The sequence below is a fragment of the Rhodopseudomonas palustris genome (genome assembly GCF_013415845.1).
Lineage (GTDB): Bacteria > Pseudomonadota > Alphaproteobacteria > Rhizobiales > Xanthobacteraceae > Rhodopseudomonas > Rhodopseudomonas palustris_F.
This window is the reverse complement of record NZ_CP058907.1, coordinates 827,992-843,474: the sequence shown is the minus strand read 5'-3', so window position 1 is coordinate 843,474 and position 15,483 is coordinate 827,992. Positions and strand designations below refer to the sequence as shown.

Below are 15,483 nucleotides of genomic sequence, written 5' to 3'. Positions count from 1 at the left end.
TGTGGACATCTCGCTGCCGGGCCACGATGCTCGACATGATTCCCCAGCCGACTGCGATCTTGCCGGGGCACGACGCAGACGTTGAAACGACCATCGTTTTCCGGAAGGATTGGCCATGTCTCCCGTCTCGCTCCTGCTGAATATCCTTTGGATCGCGCTCGGCGGCTTCTGGATGGCTGTCGGCTGGGCGGTTGCGGCGGTCATCATGGCAATCACGATCATCGGTTTGCCGTGGGCGCGCGCGGCCTTCAGTATCGGCGTCTACACGCTGTTTCCGTTCGGGCAGACCGCTGTGCCCCGGGAAGCCGTCACCGGCCGCGAAGACATCGGCACCGGCCCGCTCGGGGTGATCGGCAACGTCATCTGGCTGGTGTTCGCCGGCTGGTGGCTCGCCATCGGGCATCTCATCACCGCCGTGCTGCTCGCCGTGACGATCATCGGAATTCCGTTCGCCTGGGCCCACCTGAAGCTCGCCGGCATCGCGCTTTGGCCGATCGGCAAGGTCATCGTTCCGATCGACGACCTCGGCCTCAGAAGGTGACGCGGGCGTCGCCGCCGTCACACCCGTGGCACACCGCCACCGCTGAATAGAGCATTGCCCTCCGAAGCTAGACCGGGGATAAGCCCAACCTCATAGAATTGAGCTCTTTATTCTTTATAGTTACTGAGGCGTCGTTCGCGTCAAAGGCACAACCGGGCCACGCTTGGGGCCGTCGGGGTGAAAAAAACTACGCCTCGTAGACGTTCATGCAGGCGGGCCAGCCGCAACCGCCAAAATAATCGCCTAAGGCTTTCAATACCTGAGAAGCTTCGCGATGCCTAAGGCTGTGACTGAATCGTCACGCAACATAAGCAGAGCATCAGCCAGGTCATATTTGACGCAGCCACAGTCGCCTAATAGGTAGGGTAAACGGAGCTAATAATACAGCTCCCATCCAGCAGGTGACATCGATGGAATTCTGCGAACCTCATCTCGAAGTTATTAAGCTATGCGCTGCGGGAAGCTGGCCGGGAGCGAAAATTCCTTCTCGCTGGTTCAATTCAATTGGATACGGTACTCGATCTCGTCTCCCAGATTCCATCATCGACCGCCCGTCGACCCGAGATACTCTACGCCGAATTTCGCAGGATCGAACTATCGATACGCTCGATATTTGCATGCTTATTTTCGCTTGGGGTGGCATGACAGTGAAGAATGGAAAAGGAGTCCTGCAAAATTTGAATTGGGTCAGCACGGCCCATAGCTTGCGCATTGGAACAATCGACCACATCAAGGCCTACGATCAGTTTTTCGACCACTGCACGGCGGGCGAGATCAGAAGCTGCGGTCCAGCCTATTACACAAAGCTCCTGTTCTTTCTTCCCGGCCCTAACGAAGATCGAGGGATCATTATGGACCAGTGGACTGCACGGTCCATAAACTTGCTGGTAGGTCGCCCCATTGTGACGCTACTGAAAAACTCCGGTCCAGCCACAAGCTATCGTGTCTCCTCGTCGAATAGCTGTAGCGTCTACCGGACTTTCTGCGGGCTCGTTGAAGCTTTAGCCACTCGTCTAATGATCACGAAGGAAGAAGCCGAGATGCGTCTGTTTTCTGAGGGGCGCGGTAAGGGACGGTGGCGCGAATACGTCAAGCAGCACGACCTCTTGACTACCCATCTCGTCAAGACCCGCTAGCAATTCGCTCAATCTGTTGAACGCGGGAGATCGAATCTGGGTCAAAGCTCCAGGTCATGGATTTGTAGGAGACGGTAGGGTGAAGGGAAGGCTGTGCCCACCTCTGCATTAGTCCCCCCCGGCCGGGGAGCGGCCTGCGCTCGAAGTCTTGAAGACTGGGCACTACAGCAACGGAGAGGCCAACCCCGACCGTACAGAATACTTTGTGCTGGTGGATTGGCTGGAAACGGTTCCGCTCGAACACGCAATCAAGGAAGTGGCGATTTACGGTGAAGCGGTTGAAGTAGAGACTTCCGCGATACGCTTCTTGAACACCACGAACCAACCTCGGTGGGCCGAGATCCTTGCCATGAACGAAACCAACCCAAATTGGACCGACGCTCTTGAACGCACTCACGCGGCGGTCCGCGCCTTTGCTCGGGGTGAGTTCAACGCTTGTGCCCGGAGACTTGTGCATAGGCTCCAGCGAATCCCGGCATCTGGCATCTATGGTGACGATCTCGGCCACAAAACGCTGTGGGACGAGTTCTGTTACGAAAAGCACAACGGGCCAACCGCCGAGCTTCAAATTGCTTGGCAGCAAGCGATCGGTCCTCATCTAGAATCCGTCATCGAATCGATACCCCGGGAGACTGCGGTATTGCTTTCCGTCCACTCCTGTTGGGAGTTGCAGGAAGACCTGGAGGTATGTGGTTCGATCTGGCCGGATGGCATTAAGGACGTGCTTGAGAAGACGCTCATCAGCCATGCGATGGCACGACGCAGCGGTCGAATAGCGAATGGATGCGAGTGATGTCGGCGTGTCTTCAGCATCCCACCTTGTCAACGTCTGCCGGCCTGCGCGTATTGGCGGTGTCGAGGCAGACGATCGGGCGGCCACACCCACGGCACGCCCCAGGCGCGCCTCTGCACCCCCGCTTCTTTGGGCGCCCCCGCCACGATTCGAACGTTTGACCGCCGCCTGAGGGGGCCTTCCCCTTGAAAGAATTTCGTTTTTCTCCCCCGTTGCCGATCCGACTGCGATCGGCTACAGGAACGGGGCACGCACCCGTAGCTCAGCTGGATAGAGCGTTGCCCTCCGAAGGCAAAGGTCACACGTTCGAATCGTGTCGGGTGCGCCAGTCTGGCTCTGCGCAGACAGGTTTGGCGACCTCCCAATCCCATCTCTGAAAAACCGAGGCTGCGCGCGCCTGCGGATGCAAAGCGGCTCGTAGGCAAAGCGGCGCGTGTGGGCCCGGCCGATGCCGGCCCCCACTACGCCGCCCTGCTCTGCGCCTGATCCCCGATCAGGCTCACGCGATTCCGCCCTGCAGCTTTGGCTTGATACAGCGCGAGGTCGGCTTCGGCGAACAGGTCGGCGATCCGCCGCTGGTGAGGGCGGCCGATCAGGGCGGCGCCGATCGAGGCGCTGACTTTGATGCGATGGCCGTTCCAGAACAGCGGACGGCTCAACATCACGATGGTTCGCCGCAGCACGTCGGCAATCCGCTCGGCGTGGGTCGGCGTCCGCAGGATGATGGCGAATTCGTCGCCGCCGAGACGGCTGATCAGGCCGGCGCTATTGAAGGCACGGCGCAGGCGCTGGGCCACTTCGCACAGGCACGCGTCGCCGGCGAGATGGCCGAGCGTATCGTTGAGCTCCTTGAAGCCATCGAGATCGATCAGCACCAGCGCGGAGGCGAAGCCATGATGCAGACGGTCGCTCACCACCTCGCGATAGCGCTCCTGGAAGCGGGCGCGATTGGCAAGTCCGGTGAGCGGATCGGTTTCGGCCTGCTGCCGGAGGAGCTCGATCGCGAGCCGGTCGGATGTGACGTCCTGTTTGCAGCCGAAGATCCGCACCGGGCGGCCGCTCTCGCGTAGCGCGTTGATCGACAGCCGCATCCAGCGCATCTCGCCGCGCCAGGTGCGGATCTCGGTCTCCAGCGTGACCGGATGTCCGCTCTGGATCACTTCGGCGCGGGCGAGCTCCATGTGGCGCCGGGATTCGTCGACATAGAGATCAACGATGCTGGCGCGCCGCAGCGGGTTGCCGATCGGATAGCCGAACAGACCATAGACGGCGGAGGTCCAGTTCAGGCGCTCGGTTGCGAGGTCGCACTCCCAGGCGCCGATCCCAGCGGCGGTCAGGGCCTGATCATAGAGACGTGCGCGAGCCTCGTCCGACAAAAGCGAGGCGACAGAGTCTTCCCTCATCGGCGATCCGGCAGCGATCCATCAGTCTATTTAAGACCTAAGGACTAGGGCTGCCGCGTTAATGATTCCTATATTCATTCGCCGCGCGTGCGCGGGCCGATCGTCTCAACCGGCCCCGATGCGCGGCTCGGCAATCTCGGAAATCCGGCTGATGTCCAGGATGGTCAGGCGGTGACGACCGCTTTTGACGAGACCTTGTTTCTGCCAAGCGCTGAGCGTGCGGCTGACGGTGAAGTAGGTCAGGCCCGCCATCGAGGCGAGGTCGATCCGGGTCACGGGGGATTCGATATGAATGCCGGCCGGCGTCCGCACGCCTGCCTGGGCAGACAGCCGCAGCAACGAAGCGGCGATCCGCTGCGCGATGCATTTGCCGGTCATCTCGGTGGCGCGCTGCAGCATCTCGCGGGTCCGGTCGCCGGCAATACAGACGACATTGTCGGCGAGCGCCGGGCTCTGCTGGGTCAACGCGATGAACGAACTCGTCCGCCACGCCAACACCGAGGTGGCCTTGATCGCGGTGGCGGTAGCTGGATATGAGCGCTGGCGAAACGCCGCCACGCAGCACAGATCGCCCGGCCGCATGATCCGCAGCGTGATCTGCTCGCCCTCGCTGTTGAGCTGGGTGACGCGGACCAGGCCGCTGAGGATCTGAAACAGATACTCCGGCACGTCGCCCTGGTGAAACAGCGCCTGCCCGGCCGGAAACTGCCGCAGGTTCGACGCATCCAAAAGGCGCGACGTCTCCGCGGGCGGCAATTGCGAGAACAGCGCGCTGCGTGTGGCAGCGGCGCGTAGGACACCCTTTTCCATCATCAACCTTGCGACCCTGCGGGGTTTATCAGCGGGCGTTTCCTACGGCTCCTTCCTATCAGCGGCGCCGCTCGCTGTGGTTTTGAAGGCCTCTAATCGGCACGTGAAGAATTGTCACAGTCGCGAGCTTTTCTAGGGGGCCGGCGCGCCCGCGGCCGGCGTTGTTTGCTCGAAAGCAAAAAGCCGCGTCGATGCGCTCGCTATGGTCGGTGCTGATCGAGAAAGCCCGATTGCCATCGAGATCAGAACCGAAGGGTCGTGATCGCGGTCGCTCACGCGGGCCTGTGTACCTGCTGTCGCGTCCCGTAAGGCGCGATCTTTCATTCGCAAGGAGGGCGAGCCATCGCCGCGCCGCACGCCGACGAGGCGGGCGATGAACGAATGGACGGGATCGAAGAATGAAAGCGGATGCGCATCCGGACACACGCAGCCTGATCGGCAAGACGCTTGCGGCGGCACCACGCCGGCCGCTGCGAACCATCACGCTCGCGGCCCTGCTGACCTCGAGCAGCCAGCTCTGCTTTGCGCAATCGGCGACACCGGGTGCCACCATCACGCTCGACACCATCGTGGTCGAGCAGCGGCGCGAAGCCGTGCGAGCGCCGGCGCGGCCGCGCTCCGTGGTGCGCCGTGCCGCCCCCGCGACGACGCCAAGCGCGGCACCGGCAGCTTCCGCCGTTCAGACCGTGGACCTGGTGCGCGAGCGCTTCAACGTGCTGGCCGGCGGCGTCGCGCTGGTGTCGCAGAACGACATGCCGAACGCGGGCAATCCGACGCTCGCCAATACGCTGTCCGGCGTTCCCGGGCTGATCATCCAGAATTTCCTTGGCGCCAACGACCAGCCGCGAATTCAGATGCGCGGCTCGGCGCAGCAGAATCCGGCCGAACGCGGCGTGCTGGTGCTGTATAACGGCCTGCCGATCAACCGCGCCGACGGCTCCTACGTCGTCGGCTTCGCCAATCCGCGGCAGGCCGAATCGATCGAAGTGTATCGCGGCTATATGGCCAACCGGCTCGGCGCCACCGTGCTGAGCGGCGCGATCAACTTCGTCTCGCCGACCGGATCGAGCCAGCCCGGCGTCCAGATGTCGGTGAGCGGCGGCAGCTTCGGCCAGATCAACAGCAGCGCGCAGATCGGCACCAAGAAGGACAATGTCGACGCGTTCCTGCAGTTCGACACCACCCGCCGCGACGGCTTCCGCGACTACAATTCATCGGACCGCACCAGCCTCAACGCCAATGTCGGCATCGCGCTGTCGGAGAACATCAAGACCCGGTTCTTCCTCGGCTACACCGATCTCGGCTTCGACGTCGCCGGTCCGATCAACAAGGACGCGCTGTTCGCCAATCCGCGGCAGACCGCGACCGGGCCGACCGTGGTCAACGGCGTCGCGATCAATCCGGGGCCGAACGCAGTGCGCGACAAGCCGCGGCGCGACGCCAGCCAGTTCATGATCGGCAACCGCACCACCGCGACATTCGACGCGCATCTGATCGATATCGCGCTCGGCTACACCTACACCGACGACACCTTCCGGTTTCCGATCTCTTCAGGGGTGCGCAGCACCAAGGGCGGCGACTTCACCGGCCTCGTGCGCTACGCCTACAACCCGGCAGACGCGCTGCTGCCGCTGTTCGAAACCACTGCGCAATACAGTGTCGGCTCGGCGGATCGCGACTACTATCTCAACCAGAGCGGCATGACCGGCGCGCAGTTCGGCAGTAACCGGCTCGACGCACAGACGCTGTCATTGTTCGCCGGCGCCAATGTGCCGGTGTGGCAGCAATGGACGGTGTCGCCGGCGATCTCTTACGCCTATGCAACCCGCGACAATGACGACCGCTACACCGCCGCGACGCGGCCGACGATCGCGTACAATCCGGCCAAGCCCACGGTGCTGCTGCCGAACGGCTCGGTGCCGACCCAGGACAACGGCTACGCGCGATCCTACTCGGGCTGGAATCCGAGCCTGGCGCTGTCATATCGGCCCGACGCGACGCAAACCTTCTTCATCGCCGGCAGCCACAGCTTCGAGCCGCCGACCCATGACGACCTGATCGCCACCATCAACGGCACGCCGAATTCCAGCCCCGGGCGACCGACGCCCCCCAACCCGAATCTGAAGGCCGCGGCGTTCGCGACGCCGAACCTGTCGGCTCAGACCGCCGTGACGGTCGAAGGCGGCTGGCGCGGCCGGGCCGATCGGTTCTCGTGGGACGTCGTCACCTACTACTCGTGGATCGACAACGAGCTGCTCAATTTGCGCGACGTCACCGGCGCCTCGATCGGAGCGATCAATGCCGACCGCACCACGCATTTCGGTATCGAGCTCGGCGCCGGCGTGAAATTCACCGACAAGCTCTCCGGCCGGCTTGCCTACACCTATCAGGACTTCCGCTTCGTCAACGATCCGCTGCGCGGCAACAACAAGCTCGGCGGCGCGGTGCCGCATCTGATCTACGCGCAGCTGCAGCTGCAGGCGACCGACGCCTGGATGGTGCAAGGCGCGGTGCGCTGGAGCCCGGCGTCGGTGCCGGTCGACAATATGAATACGCTGTATGCCGATCCCTACGCGGTAGTGGATCTGCGCAGCGAGTACCGGATCAACAAGACATTCCGGGTGTTCGGCGAGATCACCAACCTGTTCAACAAGACCTATGCGGCGACCTCGCTGGTGGTGGATCAGGCGCGGCCCGATCAGGCGGCTTTCCTGCCTGGCGACGGCCGCGGCTTCTACGCCGGCATCAAGGCGTCGTTCTGATCAACCAGCAAGGATACGATATGACCAAACGCCTTCTTCTGGCGGCCATCGCGGCCGCCACACTTGTCGCGCCGGCGATCGCCGCGGACTCGGTCAGCCTTTCGCACTTCCTGGAGCAATGGGACGGCAACAATGACGGTGTCGTCACGCTGGCCGAGATCAAGCAGGGACGCGAGCATCGTTTCTATGCCTTCGACGCCAATGCCGACGGCTATCTCGATCGCGACGAATATGCGCGCTTCGACAAGGTGCGCGATGCCGGCATCGCGCGGTTCTCTGCCGAAGAGCAGGTCAAGATCCGGCAGATCGCCGACGGCCTGACGCTGCCGCGTAACGACACTGACGGCGACGGCCGGGTGTCACGCGCCGAATTCATCGACGGCAGCGCGGCGTGGATGAAGGCGATCGACAAGGACGGCGACGGCCAGCTGACCGCCCGCGACTTCCCGGACTAACACCCTTGCGAGCGTCCCGGCATGCGAGCCTTGCCAGGGCGATCGCCGAAGTAGCTCAGGCCGGCTTGCGCGCCACGATGTAATGGGCGTGGCTGTTGCTGCCGAAGGTGCGCGAGGCCTCGATCTCGAAGCCGGCCTCTGCGATCACGGCCCGAAGCTGCTGCGCGGTCAGCGATTTGATCGGCGGCACCCAGCCGATCCGCTGCAGCACCGGGATCACGCCCCAGCGCAGCGCGGGGTTCATGTCGCCGATGCAATAGGTCTTGCTCAGCAGCAGGCCGCCGGGCTTGAGCCGGTCGCGAATGGCCGACAGCGTGGTGCGGATGTCGTCGACCAGATGCAGGATCAGAAACGCGCAAACCGCATCGTATGGCGGCTCGCCGGTGGAGAGATCGGCATCGGCGACCACGAAACTCAGATTTGGCGGCGCCGGCTTCGCGCTGGCGATCCGCACCATCTCGGGCGACAGGTCGGTCGCGATCCACTGCGCCACCCCGGGCGCGAGGCGGATCGCGGTGCCGCCGGTGCCGCAACCGATCTCGAGCACCCGATCGGACGGCGACAGCCGCCCGGCCGCGTCCGCCAGCATCGCCTCATAGGCGGCAACGTCCTTGATCGGCCGCGCGGCGTAGCGCTCGGCCATCCGGTCCCAAAATCCGCGTTGGCTGGTCATACTCGCTCGTCCCCCCGCGTCGCGATTGACGACGGGGGCAGGATAGAACCCGACGCGGCCGATGGGCACTCGCCGAACGGATGGTGGTGACGAGAGGTCGCATGGTGGTAGCGCGACGGCCAAATACCTCTGGCCGGCGCTGCTGCGTTGTCGCGCAGGACGCCCGCGCAGCGCCACGAATAGGCACAGCTTGCATTGTTCTTAGGCGACACCACCGACCAACGATAAGCTGAGCTTTGGCCAAGCGATAAGTTTGTGCAGCGGGCGACAAAAAAGGGCTGCGCATTTTCGTACGCAGCCCTTTTTGTGATCGCTTTTGTTGCGCTTGGTTACTGCAGCCCAATCGTGGTCAGGTCCTGAAACCAGTGCTGGGCCTGCACGAAGCTCTTCACCTTCGGCGACAGCGCGTGCGGATTGGTATCGTGCACCACCCACACCAGCGCAGCGTCGTCGACGATCAGCGAGTGCGCCTGCGCCAGCAGTTCGTCCTGCTTCTTCGGCTCGAACGTGGTCTTGGCCTCGTCGATCAGCGCATCGACCTTCGGATTCTTGTAGCCGCCCCAGTTGACGCCGACCGGCGCCACCTGCCCGGAGTGGAAGAACCGCACGATCGCGTAGAGCGGATCGGACGTGACGTAGGCAACGTTGTTGGCGGTGATGCCGGCGTTGGATTCGTCGGCCGCGCCCTTGCGCCATGCGGTGTACAGCACTTCGAGTTCGACCACCTTGAACTCGACGTCGATGCCGATCTCCTTGAAGCTCTGCTGCAGGAACTCGTTCATCGGCAGCGACAGCATCTGGCCGGTGCCGCCATTGGCGATGATGAAGGTGGTCTTCAGCGGCTTCTCCGGCGAATAGCCGGCTTCCTTCACCAGCTTCTTGGCTTCCGCCAGATCGTATTTGATCTTGAACGACGGATTGCCGAACCACGGGCTCGAGGGATCGACCTGTCCGACCGCCGGCTTGGCGAGGCCGTTCATCAGTCCGACCACCGCCTCGCGATCGATCGCGAGATTGAGCGCCTTGCGCAGGCGCACGTCGGTCCAGGGCGAGCCGGGCAGCACGCTGAGGTGATAGTTCCAGACGTGCGGCGTGACGTTGTCGACGATCTTCATGCCGGCAGCCTTGAGCTGCGGCACCGCGTCGGGCGCAGGCGTCTCGATCAGATCGACCTGCCCGGCCAGCAGCGCGTTGGTGCGGGTCAACGCTTCAGGCATCGGGATCAGCACCAGCTTGTCGGTCTTCGGCAGCCGCGACTTGTCCCAATACTCATCGTTCTTGGTGAGCTCGGCGAGCTCGCGCGGCACCAGCTTGGTGAGCTTGAAGGGACCGGTGCCCGACGGATTGGCGGCGAACTTATCCCAGTCCTTTCCGACCTTCTCATACTGCGCCGGGCTCGAAACCAGGAACCACAGCATCTGATAGGGAAAGAACGAGTCGACCGTCTTGGTGGTGATCTCGACGGTGGAATCGTCGATCTTGGCGTAGCTCTTCACCGACGGCAGCCGCGTCTTCACCTGCGCACTCTGGCGCTTGTCGAATTGCGGCGCCTTATCGTTGAGAACCTTGTCGAGATTCCAGATCACCGCATCGGCGTTGAAGTCGCTGCCGTCGTGAAACTTGACGCCCTTGCGCAAGGTGAAGCGCCATTTGGTCTTGTCGGCATCATCGACCTTCCATTCGGTGGCGAGCCCCGGCACCAGCTTGCCGGGCCGATCACCGACGTTCATCTCCCACGCCACGAGCGGATCATAGATCGTGTAGCCGGTGAACTGATACGCGCCGGCGCCGCGATCCGGTTGCCCCGTGGTCAGCGGAATATCGGCCATCGAGATCCCGTAACGCACCACTGTTTCCGCACGCGCCGCACCGATTGCGCTCGCCGCAGCAAACAACGCGCCCAGCACCCATGAACTCTTAAGTCGCATCGCAACTGATCTCCTGATGACGATGGGCGAACCACTTGCAACGGGCGCGCCACGCCGGACCTGCAGTTTTGCATTGGGGGTCTGCGCGTCTTCGTCAAGGCGGGCGGCGTCGGACTGCCGCTTTGGCTGGCACATGCATTGCATTGACCAGCCTGCCAATTAGTCACTGCAAAGGGACTCTCGTCGAATGCGTAATTTTCGTCGTAACAACCGTCGCGCTGCGCTGCTCGCTCTGTCGATGGCAAGCGTCTTCATGGTGCCGTCGCTGGCGTCCGCCGAATCGGTGCTGCGCATCGGCATGACGGCCGCAGACATTCCGCGCACGCTCGGTCAGCCCGATCAGGGCTTCGAAGGTAACCGCTTCACCGGGCTGACGATGTATGACGCCCTGACGATGTGGGATCTGTCGTCGGCAACCAAAGCGAGCGTGGTTATCCCCGGCCTCGCCACCGAGTGGAAGGTCGAAGACGCTGATCATACAAAGTGGATCTTCAAACTCCGCCCCGGCGTGAAGTTTCACGACGGCAGCGACTTCAACGCCGACGCCGTGGTGTGGAACGTCGATAAGGTGCTCAACAAAGAAGCACCGCAATACGATCCCAGCCAGATCGGCGTGACCGCATCGCGGATGCCGACGCTGGTCTCGGCTAAGAAGATCGATGACCTGACCGTCGAGCTGACGACCAAGGAGCCCGACAGCTTCCTCCCCATCAACCTCACCAACCTGTTCATGGCGAGCCCGACCAATTGGCAGGCGCTGTACGACAAGGCCGAGGGCGCCGACGCCAAGGCGAAGTCGACCGCCGCTTGGGCCGCGTTCGCCAAGGATGCGTCGGGCACCGGCCCGTGGAAGATGGCGAAGTTCACGCCGCGCGAGCGGCTGGAGCTCACCAAGAACGACGGTTACTGGGACAAGAACCGCGTGCCGCACGTCGATCGCATGGTTCTGCTGCCGATGCCGGAAGCCAACGCCCGGACCGCGGCGCTGCTCTCCGGCCAGGTCGATTGGATCGAAGCGCCGGCGCCGGATGCGGTGAAGGAGATCGAAGGCCGCGGCTTCAAGATCGAGAAGAACGAACAGCCGCACGTCTGGCCGTGGCAATTCTCGCGGATCGAAGGCTCGCCGTGGAACGACATCCGCGTCCGCCGCGCCGCCAATCTGTGTATCGATCGTGAAGGCATGCGCGACGGCCTGCTGTCGGGCCTGATGGTGCCGGCCACCGGCACGTTCGAGCCGGGTCACCCCTGGCGCGGCAAGCCGCAGTTCCAGATCAAGTACGATCTGCCCGCGGCGCAGAAGCTGATGAAGGAAGCCGGCTTCGGCCCGAACAAGAAGCTCACCGTCAAGGTGCAGACCTCGGCGTCCGGCTCGGGCCAGATGCTGCCGCTGCCGATGAACGAGTATCTGCAGCAGGCGCTGGCGGAGTGTTACTTCGACGTCAAGCTCGACGTGATCGAATGGAACACGCTGTTCACCAATTGGCGCCGCGGCGTCAAGGATCCGTCGGCGAACGGCTCGGATGCGATCAACGTCACTTACGCGGCTATGGACCCGTTCTTCGCGCTGGTGCGCTTCCTGCAGTCGTCGATGGCGCCGCCGGTGTCGAACAACTGGGGTTACATCAACAACCCGAAGTTCGACGAGCTGGTGAAGAAGGCGCGCACCACCTTCACCGACAAGGAGCGTGACGACGTCCTCGCCGAGCTCAACGCCGCCTCGATCGACGACGCAGCGTTCCTCTACGTCGCCCACGACGTTGGTCCGCGTGCACTGAGCCCGAAGATCAAGGGCTTCGTGCAGCCGAAGAGCTGGTTCGTCGACTTCTCCCCGGTGTCGATCGCGCCGTAAGAGACGGCTCCCCTCTCCCCTCGTGGGAGAGGGTGGATGCGCGCCGCCAGGCGCGCAGACGGGTGAGGGGAAGACGCGGTGACGCGTCTCTCCCGCCTCGCCCCCTCATCCGGCGCGGACGTCGTCCGCGCCACCTTCTCCCACGAGGGGAGAAGGGCAAGGAAGTCGTCCTGGTCTGACTGAATCGAAGGTGCACCGTGCTCGCCTATATCGCCCGCCGCATCGTCTATGTCGTTCCGATCGTCCTCAGCGTCGCGCTGGTGTGTTTCCTGCTGGTGCACATCACGCCGGGTGATCCGCTGGTCGCGGTGTTGCCGGCGGACGCGTCGCAGGAACTCGCGGCGCAGCTCCGCGCCGCTTACGGCTTCGACCGGCCGCTGCCGGTGCAGTTCGGGCTGTGGCTGTGGAAGGCGGTGCACGGCGATCTCGGCACCTCGATCGCCACAGGCCGGCCGGTGCTGGCCGAGGTGATGCGTGCGGTCTCCAACACCGTGATGCTGGCGATCGCGGCGGCAATCATCGGGTTCTCGTTCGGCCTGCTGTTCGGCCTGATCGCCGGTTACTTCCGCGATACCTGGATCGACAAGCTGGCCACCGGCATCGCCATCGCCGGCGTCTCGGTGCCGCACTACTGGCTCGGCATGGTGCTGGTGATCGTGTTCTCGGTGCAACTCAACTGGCTGCCCGCGGTCGGCGCCGGCCCCGGCGGCTCCGGGCAATGGGCATGGGACTGGGCGCATCTGCGCTATCTGATCCTGCCGGCGATCACCACATCGGTCATTCCGATGGGCATCGTCACTCGCACGGTGCGGGCGCTGACCGGCGATATCCTGTCGCAGGATTTCGTCGAGGCGCTGCGCGCCAAGGGCCTGCGTGAAACCGGAGTGTTCGGCCACGTCATCAAGAACGCCGCCCCGACCGCACTCGCGGTGATGGGCCTGCAGCTCGGCTACATGCTCGGCGGCTCGATCCTGGTCGAGACGGTGTTCTCTTGGCCGGGCTCCGGCCTGCTCCTCAACTCTGCGATCTTCCAGCGCGACCTGCCGCTGCTGCAGGGCACGATCCTGGTACTGGCGCTGTTCTTCGTGCTGCTCAATCTCTCGGTCGACATCGCCCAGGCGCTGATCGATCCGCGGATCAAGCGGGCCTGATGTCATGGGAGCTCCGACGATGAGTTTGACCGCTTCCGACGCAGCACCGCAGACCGCACCCGCCGGCAAAGCCCGCGGCTATTGGGCCAATGTCGGCCGCCGCCTGATCCGCGACAAGATCGCGCTCGCCTGCGGCATCATCCTGCTGCTGATCGTGCTCGCTGCGGTGCTGGCGCCGTGGCTGCATCTCGCCGATCCGTATCAAGGCTCGATGATCCGGCGGCTGAAGCCGATCGGCACCGCCAACTACCCGCTCGGCACCGACGAGCTCGGCCGCGACATGCTGGCCCGGCTGGTCTATGGCGGCCGGCTGTCGCTGTTCATCGGCGTGTTGCCGGTGATCTTTGCCTTCGTCATCGGCACCTCGCTCGGGCTGGTCGCCGGCTATGTCGGCGGCAAGGTCAACACCGCGATCATGCGGACCATCGACGTGTTCTACGCGTTCCCCTCGGTGCTGCTGGCGATCGCGATCTCCGGTGCGCTCGGCGCCGGCATCACCAACTCGATCGTGTCGCTCACCGTGGTGTTCGTGCCGCAGATCACCCGGGTCGCCGAGAGCGTCACCACCAGCGTCCGCAACATGGACTTCGTCGAAGCCGCACGCGCGTCCGGCGCCGGCGCGTTCACCATCATGCGGGTGCACATGCTCGGCAACGTGCTCGGGCCGATCTTCGTCTACGCCACCGGCCTGATCTCGGTGTCGATGATCCTGGCCGCCGGCCTGTCGTTCCTCGGCCTCGGTACCAAGCCGCCGGAGCCGGAATGGGGCCTGATGCTGAACACGCTGCGCACCGCGATCTATGTCAATCCCTGGGTGGCGGCGCTGCCCGGCGTGATGATCTTCGCAGTGTCGATCTGCTTCAACCTGCTGAGCGACTCGATGCGCAGCGCCATGGACATCAGGAACTAATGCGATGAGCAAAATTGTCTCCGCAATCGCAGAGGTCGAAAAGTTCGAGCCGATCGAAGACATCGGCGGCGCCGCCCAGCCGCTGTTACAGGTCAACGGTCTCACCAAGCATTTCCCGGTGCGCGGCACCGGGCTGTTCGGCGGCGCCAAGACGGTGCGGGCGGTCGACGACGTCACCTTCTCGATCGCCAAGGGCGAGACGCTGGGCATCGTCGGCGAGTCCGGCTGCGGCAAGTCCACGACCGCGCGGCTGTTGATGCACCTGATGCCGGTGACCGCCGGCGAGATCATCTTCGACGCCCGCCAGGTCGGGCGCGAGCTGAGCTTGCGCGAACTACGCCGCGGCATGCAGATGGTGTTTCAGGACAGCTACGCGTCGCTCAACCCGCGGCTGACGATCGAGGACTCGATCGCGTTCGGCCCGAAAGTCCACGGCATGAGCGATGCCAGCGCTCGTGCGCTGGCGCGCGAACTGCTGGGCAAAGTCGGCCTGCGCCCCGAGAACTTCGCGCATCGCTATCCGCACGAGGTTTCCGGCGGCCAGCGCCAACGCGTCAACATCGCGCGCGCGCTCGCCCTGTCGCCGCGACTGGTGATCCTCGACGAGTCGGTCTCCGCGCTCGACAAATCGGTCGAGGCGCAGGTGCTGAATCTGCTCGCGGACCTGAAGCGCGAATTCGGCCTGACCTACCTGTTCATCAGCCACGACCTCAACGTGGTGCGCTACATCTCCGACCGTGTGCTGGTGATGTATCTCGGCGAAGTCGTCGAACTCGGTCCGGTCGACGAAGTGTGGGATGCGCCGGCGCATCCTTATACGCGGGCTCTGCTCGCCGCGATGCCGTCGTCCGATCCGGATCGCCGCACCGAGGTTCCGCCGATCACCGGCGATCCGCCGAACCCGATCGATCCGCCGGCCGGCTGTCGTTTTCATCCGCGCTGTCCGTTCGCCGAGGCGTTATGCTCGCAGGCCAAGCCGAAGCTGTCGTCGATCGGCGACAGCGGCCATCAGGCCGCGTGTTTCATGGCGATCCCCGGCTCGGGACATAGCCGCGCCCCATAAGGAGAAATC

General features: G+C 63.8%; 13 protein-coding genes and 1 tRNA gene. 10 read left to right on the top strand and 4 right to left on the bottom strand.

Annotation, left to right across the window (positions count from 1 at the left end; genetic code table 11):
• Nucleotides 1-115: 115 nt before the first annotated feature.
• The 4 genes from HZF03_RS03910 (at nt 116) to HZF03_RS03895 (ending at nt 2,798) form a co-directional block, all read left to right on the top strand.
• Complete coding sequence (locus HZF03_RS03910; protein ID WP_119018490.1) at nt 116-541, top strand: YccF domain-containing protein; 426 nt, start codon at nt 116-118, stop codon at nt 539-541.
• A 410-nt stretch (nt 542-951) separates the two neighbouring features.
• Nucleotides 952-1,677: an 8-oxoguanine DNA glycosylase OGG fold protein gene (locus HZF03_RS03905; RefSeq protein ID WP_133303234.1), complete on the top strand. Its 726-nt coding sequence runs from the start codon at nt 952-954 to the stop codon at nt 1,675-1,677.
• 148 nt (nt 1,678-1,825) lie between these two features.
• Nucleotides 1,826-2,470: a hypothetical protein gene (locus HZF03_RS03900; protein WP_119018492.1), complete on the top strand. Its 645-nt coding sequence runs from the start codon at nt 1,826-1,828 to the stop codon at nt 2,468-2,470.
• A 251-nt stretch (nt 2,471-2,721) separates the two neighbouring features.
• Nucleotides 2,722-2,798: transfer RNA gene (locus HZF03_RS03895), tRNA-Arg, on the top strand.
• A 133-nt stretch (nt 2,799-2,931) separates the two neighbouring features.
• Here the strand turns inward: HZF03_RS03895 and HZF03_RS03890 are convergent.
• Nucleotides 2,932-3,873, bottom strand: coding sequence for a sensor domain-containing diguanylate cyclase (locus HZF03_RS03890; protein WP_119018493.1), 942 nt, complete (start codon nt 3,871-3,873; stop codon nt 2,932-2,934).
• Nucleotides 3,874-3,978: 105 nt separating this feature from the next.
• Complete coding sequence (locus tag HZF03_RS03885; protein WP_119018502.1) at nt 3,979-4,683, bottom strand: Crp/Fnr family transcriptional regulator; 705 nt, start codon at nt 4,681-4,683, stop codon at nt 3,979-3,981.
• Nucleotides 4,684-5,081: 398 nt separating this feature from the next.
• Here HZF03_RS03885 and HZF03_RS03880 point away from each other — a divergent pair, with 398 nt between their 5' ends.
• Complete coding sequence (locus HZF03_RS03880; RefSeq protein WP_119018494.1) at nt 5,082-7,445, top strand: TonB-dependent receptor family protein; 2,364 nt, start codon at nt 5,082-5,084, stop codon at nt 7,443-7,445.
• Nucleotides 7,446-7,465: 20 nt separating this feature from the next.
• Nucleotides 7,466-7,900, top strand: coding sequence for an EF-hand domain-containing protein (locus tag HZF03_RS03875; RefSeq protein ID WP_119018495.1), 435 nt, complete (start codon nt 7,466-7,468; stop codon nt 7,898-7,900).
• A gap of 55 nt (nt 7,901-7,955) precedes the next feature.
• Here HZF03_RS03875 and HZF03_RS03870 read toward each other — a convergent pair whose 3' ends face one another.
• Both HZF03_RS03870 and HZF03_RS03865 read right to left on the bottom strand, forming a co-directional pair.
• Nucleotides 7,956-8,573 carry a class I SAM-dependent methyltransferase gene (locus HZF03_RS03870; RefSeq protein WP_119018496.1) on the bottom strand — a complete coding sequence of 206 codons (618 nt, stop codon included), beginning with the start codon at nt 8,571-8,573 and terminating at the stop codon, nt 7,956-7,958.
• Between the two features lie 329 nt (nt 8,574-8,902).
• Nucleotides 8,903-10,501 (bottom strand): ABC transporter substrate-binding protein, encoded by a 1,599-nt coding sequence (locus HZF03_RS03865; protein WP_119018497.1) that lies wholly within the window; start codon nt 10,499-10,501, stop codon nt 8,903-8,905.
• Nucleotides 10,502-10,688: 187 nt separating this feature from the next.
• Here HZF03_RS03865 and HZF03_RS03860 point away from each other — a divergent pair, with 187 nt between their 5' ends.
• The 4 genes from HZF03_RS03860 to HZF03_RS03845 all read left to right on the top strand — a co-directional run bounded on the left by HZF03_RS03860 (nt 10,689) and on the right by HZF03_RS03845 (nt 15,474).
• A complete protein-coding gene (locus HZF03_RS03860; RefSeq protein ID WP_179906261.1) occupies nt 10,689-12,350 on the top strand; it encodes an ABC transporter substrate-binding protein in 1,662 nt (553 codons plus the stop codon).
• 197 nt (nt 12,351-12,547) lie between these two features.
• Complete coding sequence (locus HZF03_RS03855) at nt 12,548-13,501, top strand: ABC transporter permease (RefSeq protein WP_011156327.1); 954 nt, start codon at nt 12,548-12,550, stop codon at nt 13,499-13,501.
• A 19-nt stretch (nt 13,502-13,520) separates the two neighbouring features.
• Nucleotides 13,521-14,411 (top strand): ABC transporter permease, encoded by an 891-nt coding sequence (locus tag HZF03_RS03850; protein WP_119017494.1) that lies wholly within the window; start codon nt 13,521-13,523, stop codon nt 14,409-14,411.
• 4 nt (nt 14,412-14,415) lie between these two features.
• The gene (locus HZF03_RS03845) at nt 14,416-15,474 is read left to right on the top strand and encodes an ABC transporter ATP-binding protein (RefSeq protein WP_012494457.1); all 1,059 of its coding nucleotides are present in this window, start codon (nt 14,416-14,418) and stop codon (nt 15,472-15,474) included.
• The last annotated feature ends 9 nt before the right edge of the window (nt 15,475-15,483 follow it).

What these genes read in the sequence shown, in the direction of transcription:
- HZF03_RS03910 (WP_119018490.1), top strand. Translation starts at nt 116, where the DNA reads ATGTCTCCCGTCTCGCTCCTGCTGAATATCCTTTGGATCGCGCTCGGC.
- HZF03_RS03905 (WP_133303234.1), top strand. Translation starts at nt 952, where the DNA reads ATGGAATTCTGCGAACCTCATCTCGAAGTTATTAAGCTATGCGCTGCG.
- HZF03_RS03890 (WP_119018493.1), bottom strand. Translation starts at nt 3,873, where the DNA reads ATGAGGGAAGACTCTGTCGCCTCGCTTTTGTCGGACGAGGCTCGCGCA.
- HZF03_RS03885 (WP_119018502.1), bottom strand. Translation starts at nt 4,683, where the DNA reads ATGGAAAAGGGTGTCCTACGCGCCGCTGCCACACGCAGCGCGCTGTTC.
- HZF03_RS03880 (WP_119018494.1), top strand. Translation starts at nt 5,082, where the DNA reads ATGAAAGCGGATGCGCATCCGGACACACGCAGCCTGATCGGCAAGACG.
- HZF03_RS03875 (WP_119018495.1), top strand. Translation starts at nt 7,466, where the DNA reads ATGACCAAACGCCTTCTTCTGGCGGCCATCGCGGCCGCCACACTTGTC.
- HZF03_RS03870 (WP_119018496.1), bottom strand. Translation starts at nt 8,573, where the DNA reads ATGACCAGCCAACGCGGATTTTGGGACCGGATGGCCGAGCGCTACGCC.
- HZF03_RS03865 (WP_119018497.1), bottom strand. Translation starts at nt 10,501, where the DNA reads ATGCGACTTAAGAGTTCATGGGTGCTGGGCGCGTTGTTTGCTGCGGCG.
- HZF03_RS03860 (WP_179906261.1), top strand. Translation starts at nt 10,689, where the DNA reads ATGCGTAATTTTCGTCGTAACAACCGTCGCGCTGCGCTGCTCGCTCTG.
- HZF03_RS03850 (WP_119017494.1), top strand. Translation starts at nt 13,521, where the DNA reads ATGAGTTTGACCGCTTCCGACGCAGCACCGCAGACCGCACCCGCCGGC.
- HZF03_RS03845 (WP_012494457.1), top strand. Translation starts at nt 14,416, where the DNA reads ATGAGCAAAATTGTCTCCGCAATCGCAGAGGTCGAAAAGTTCGAGCCG.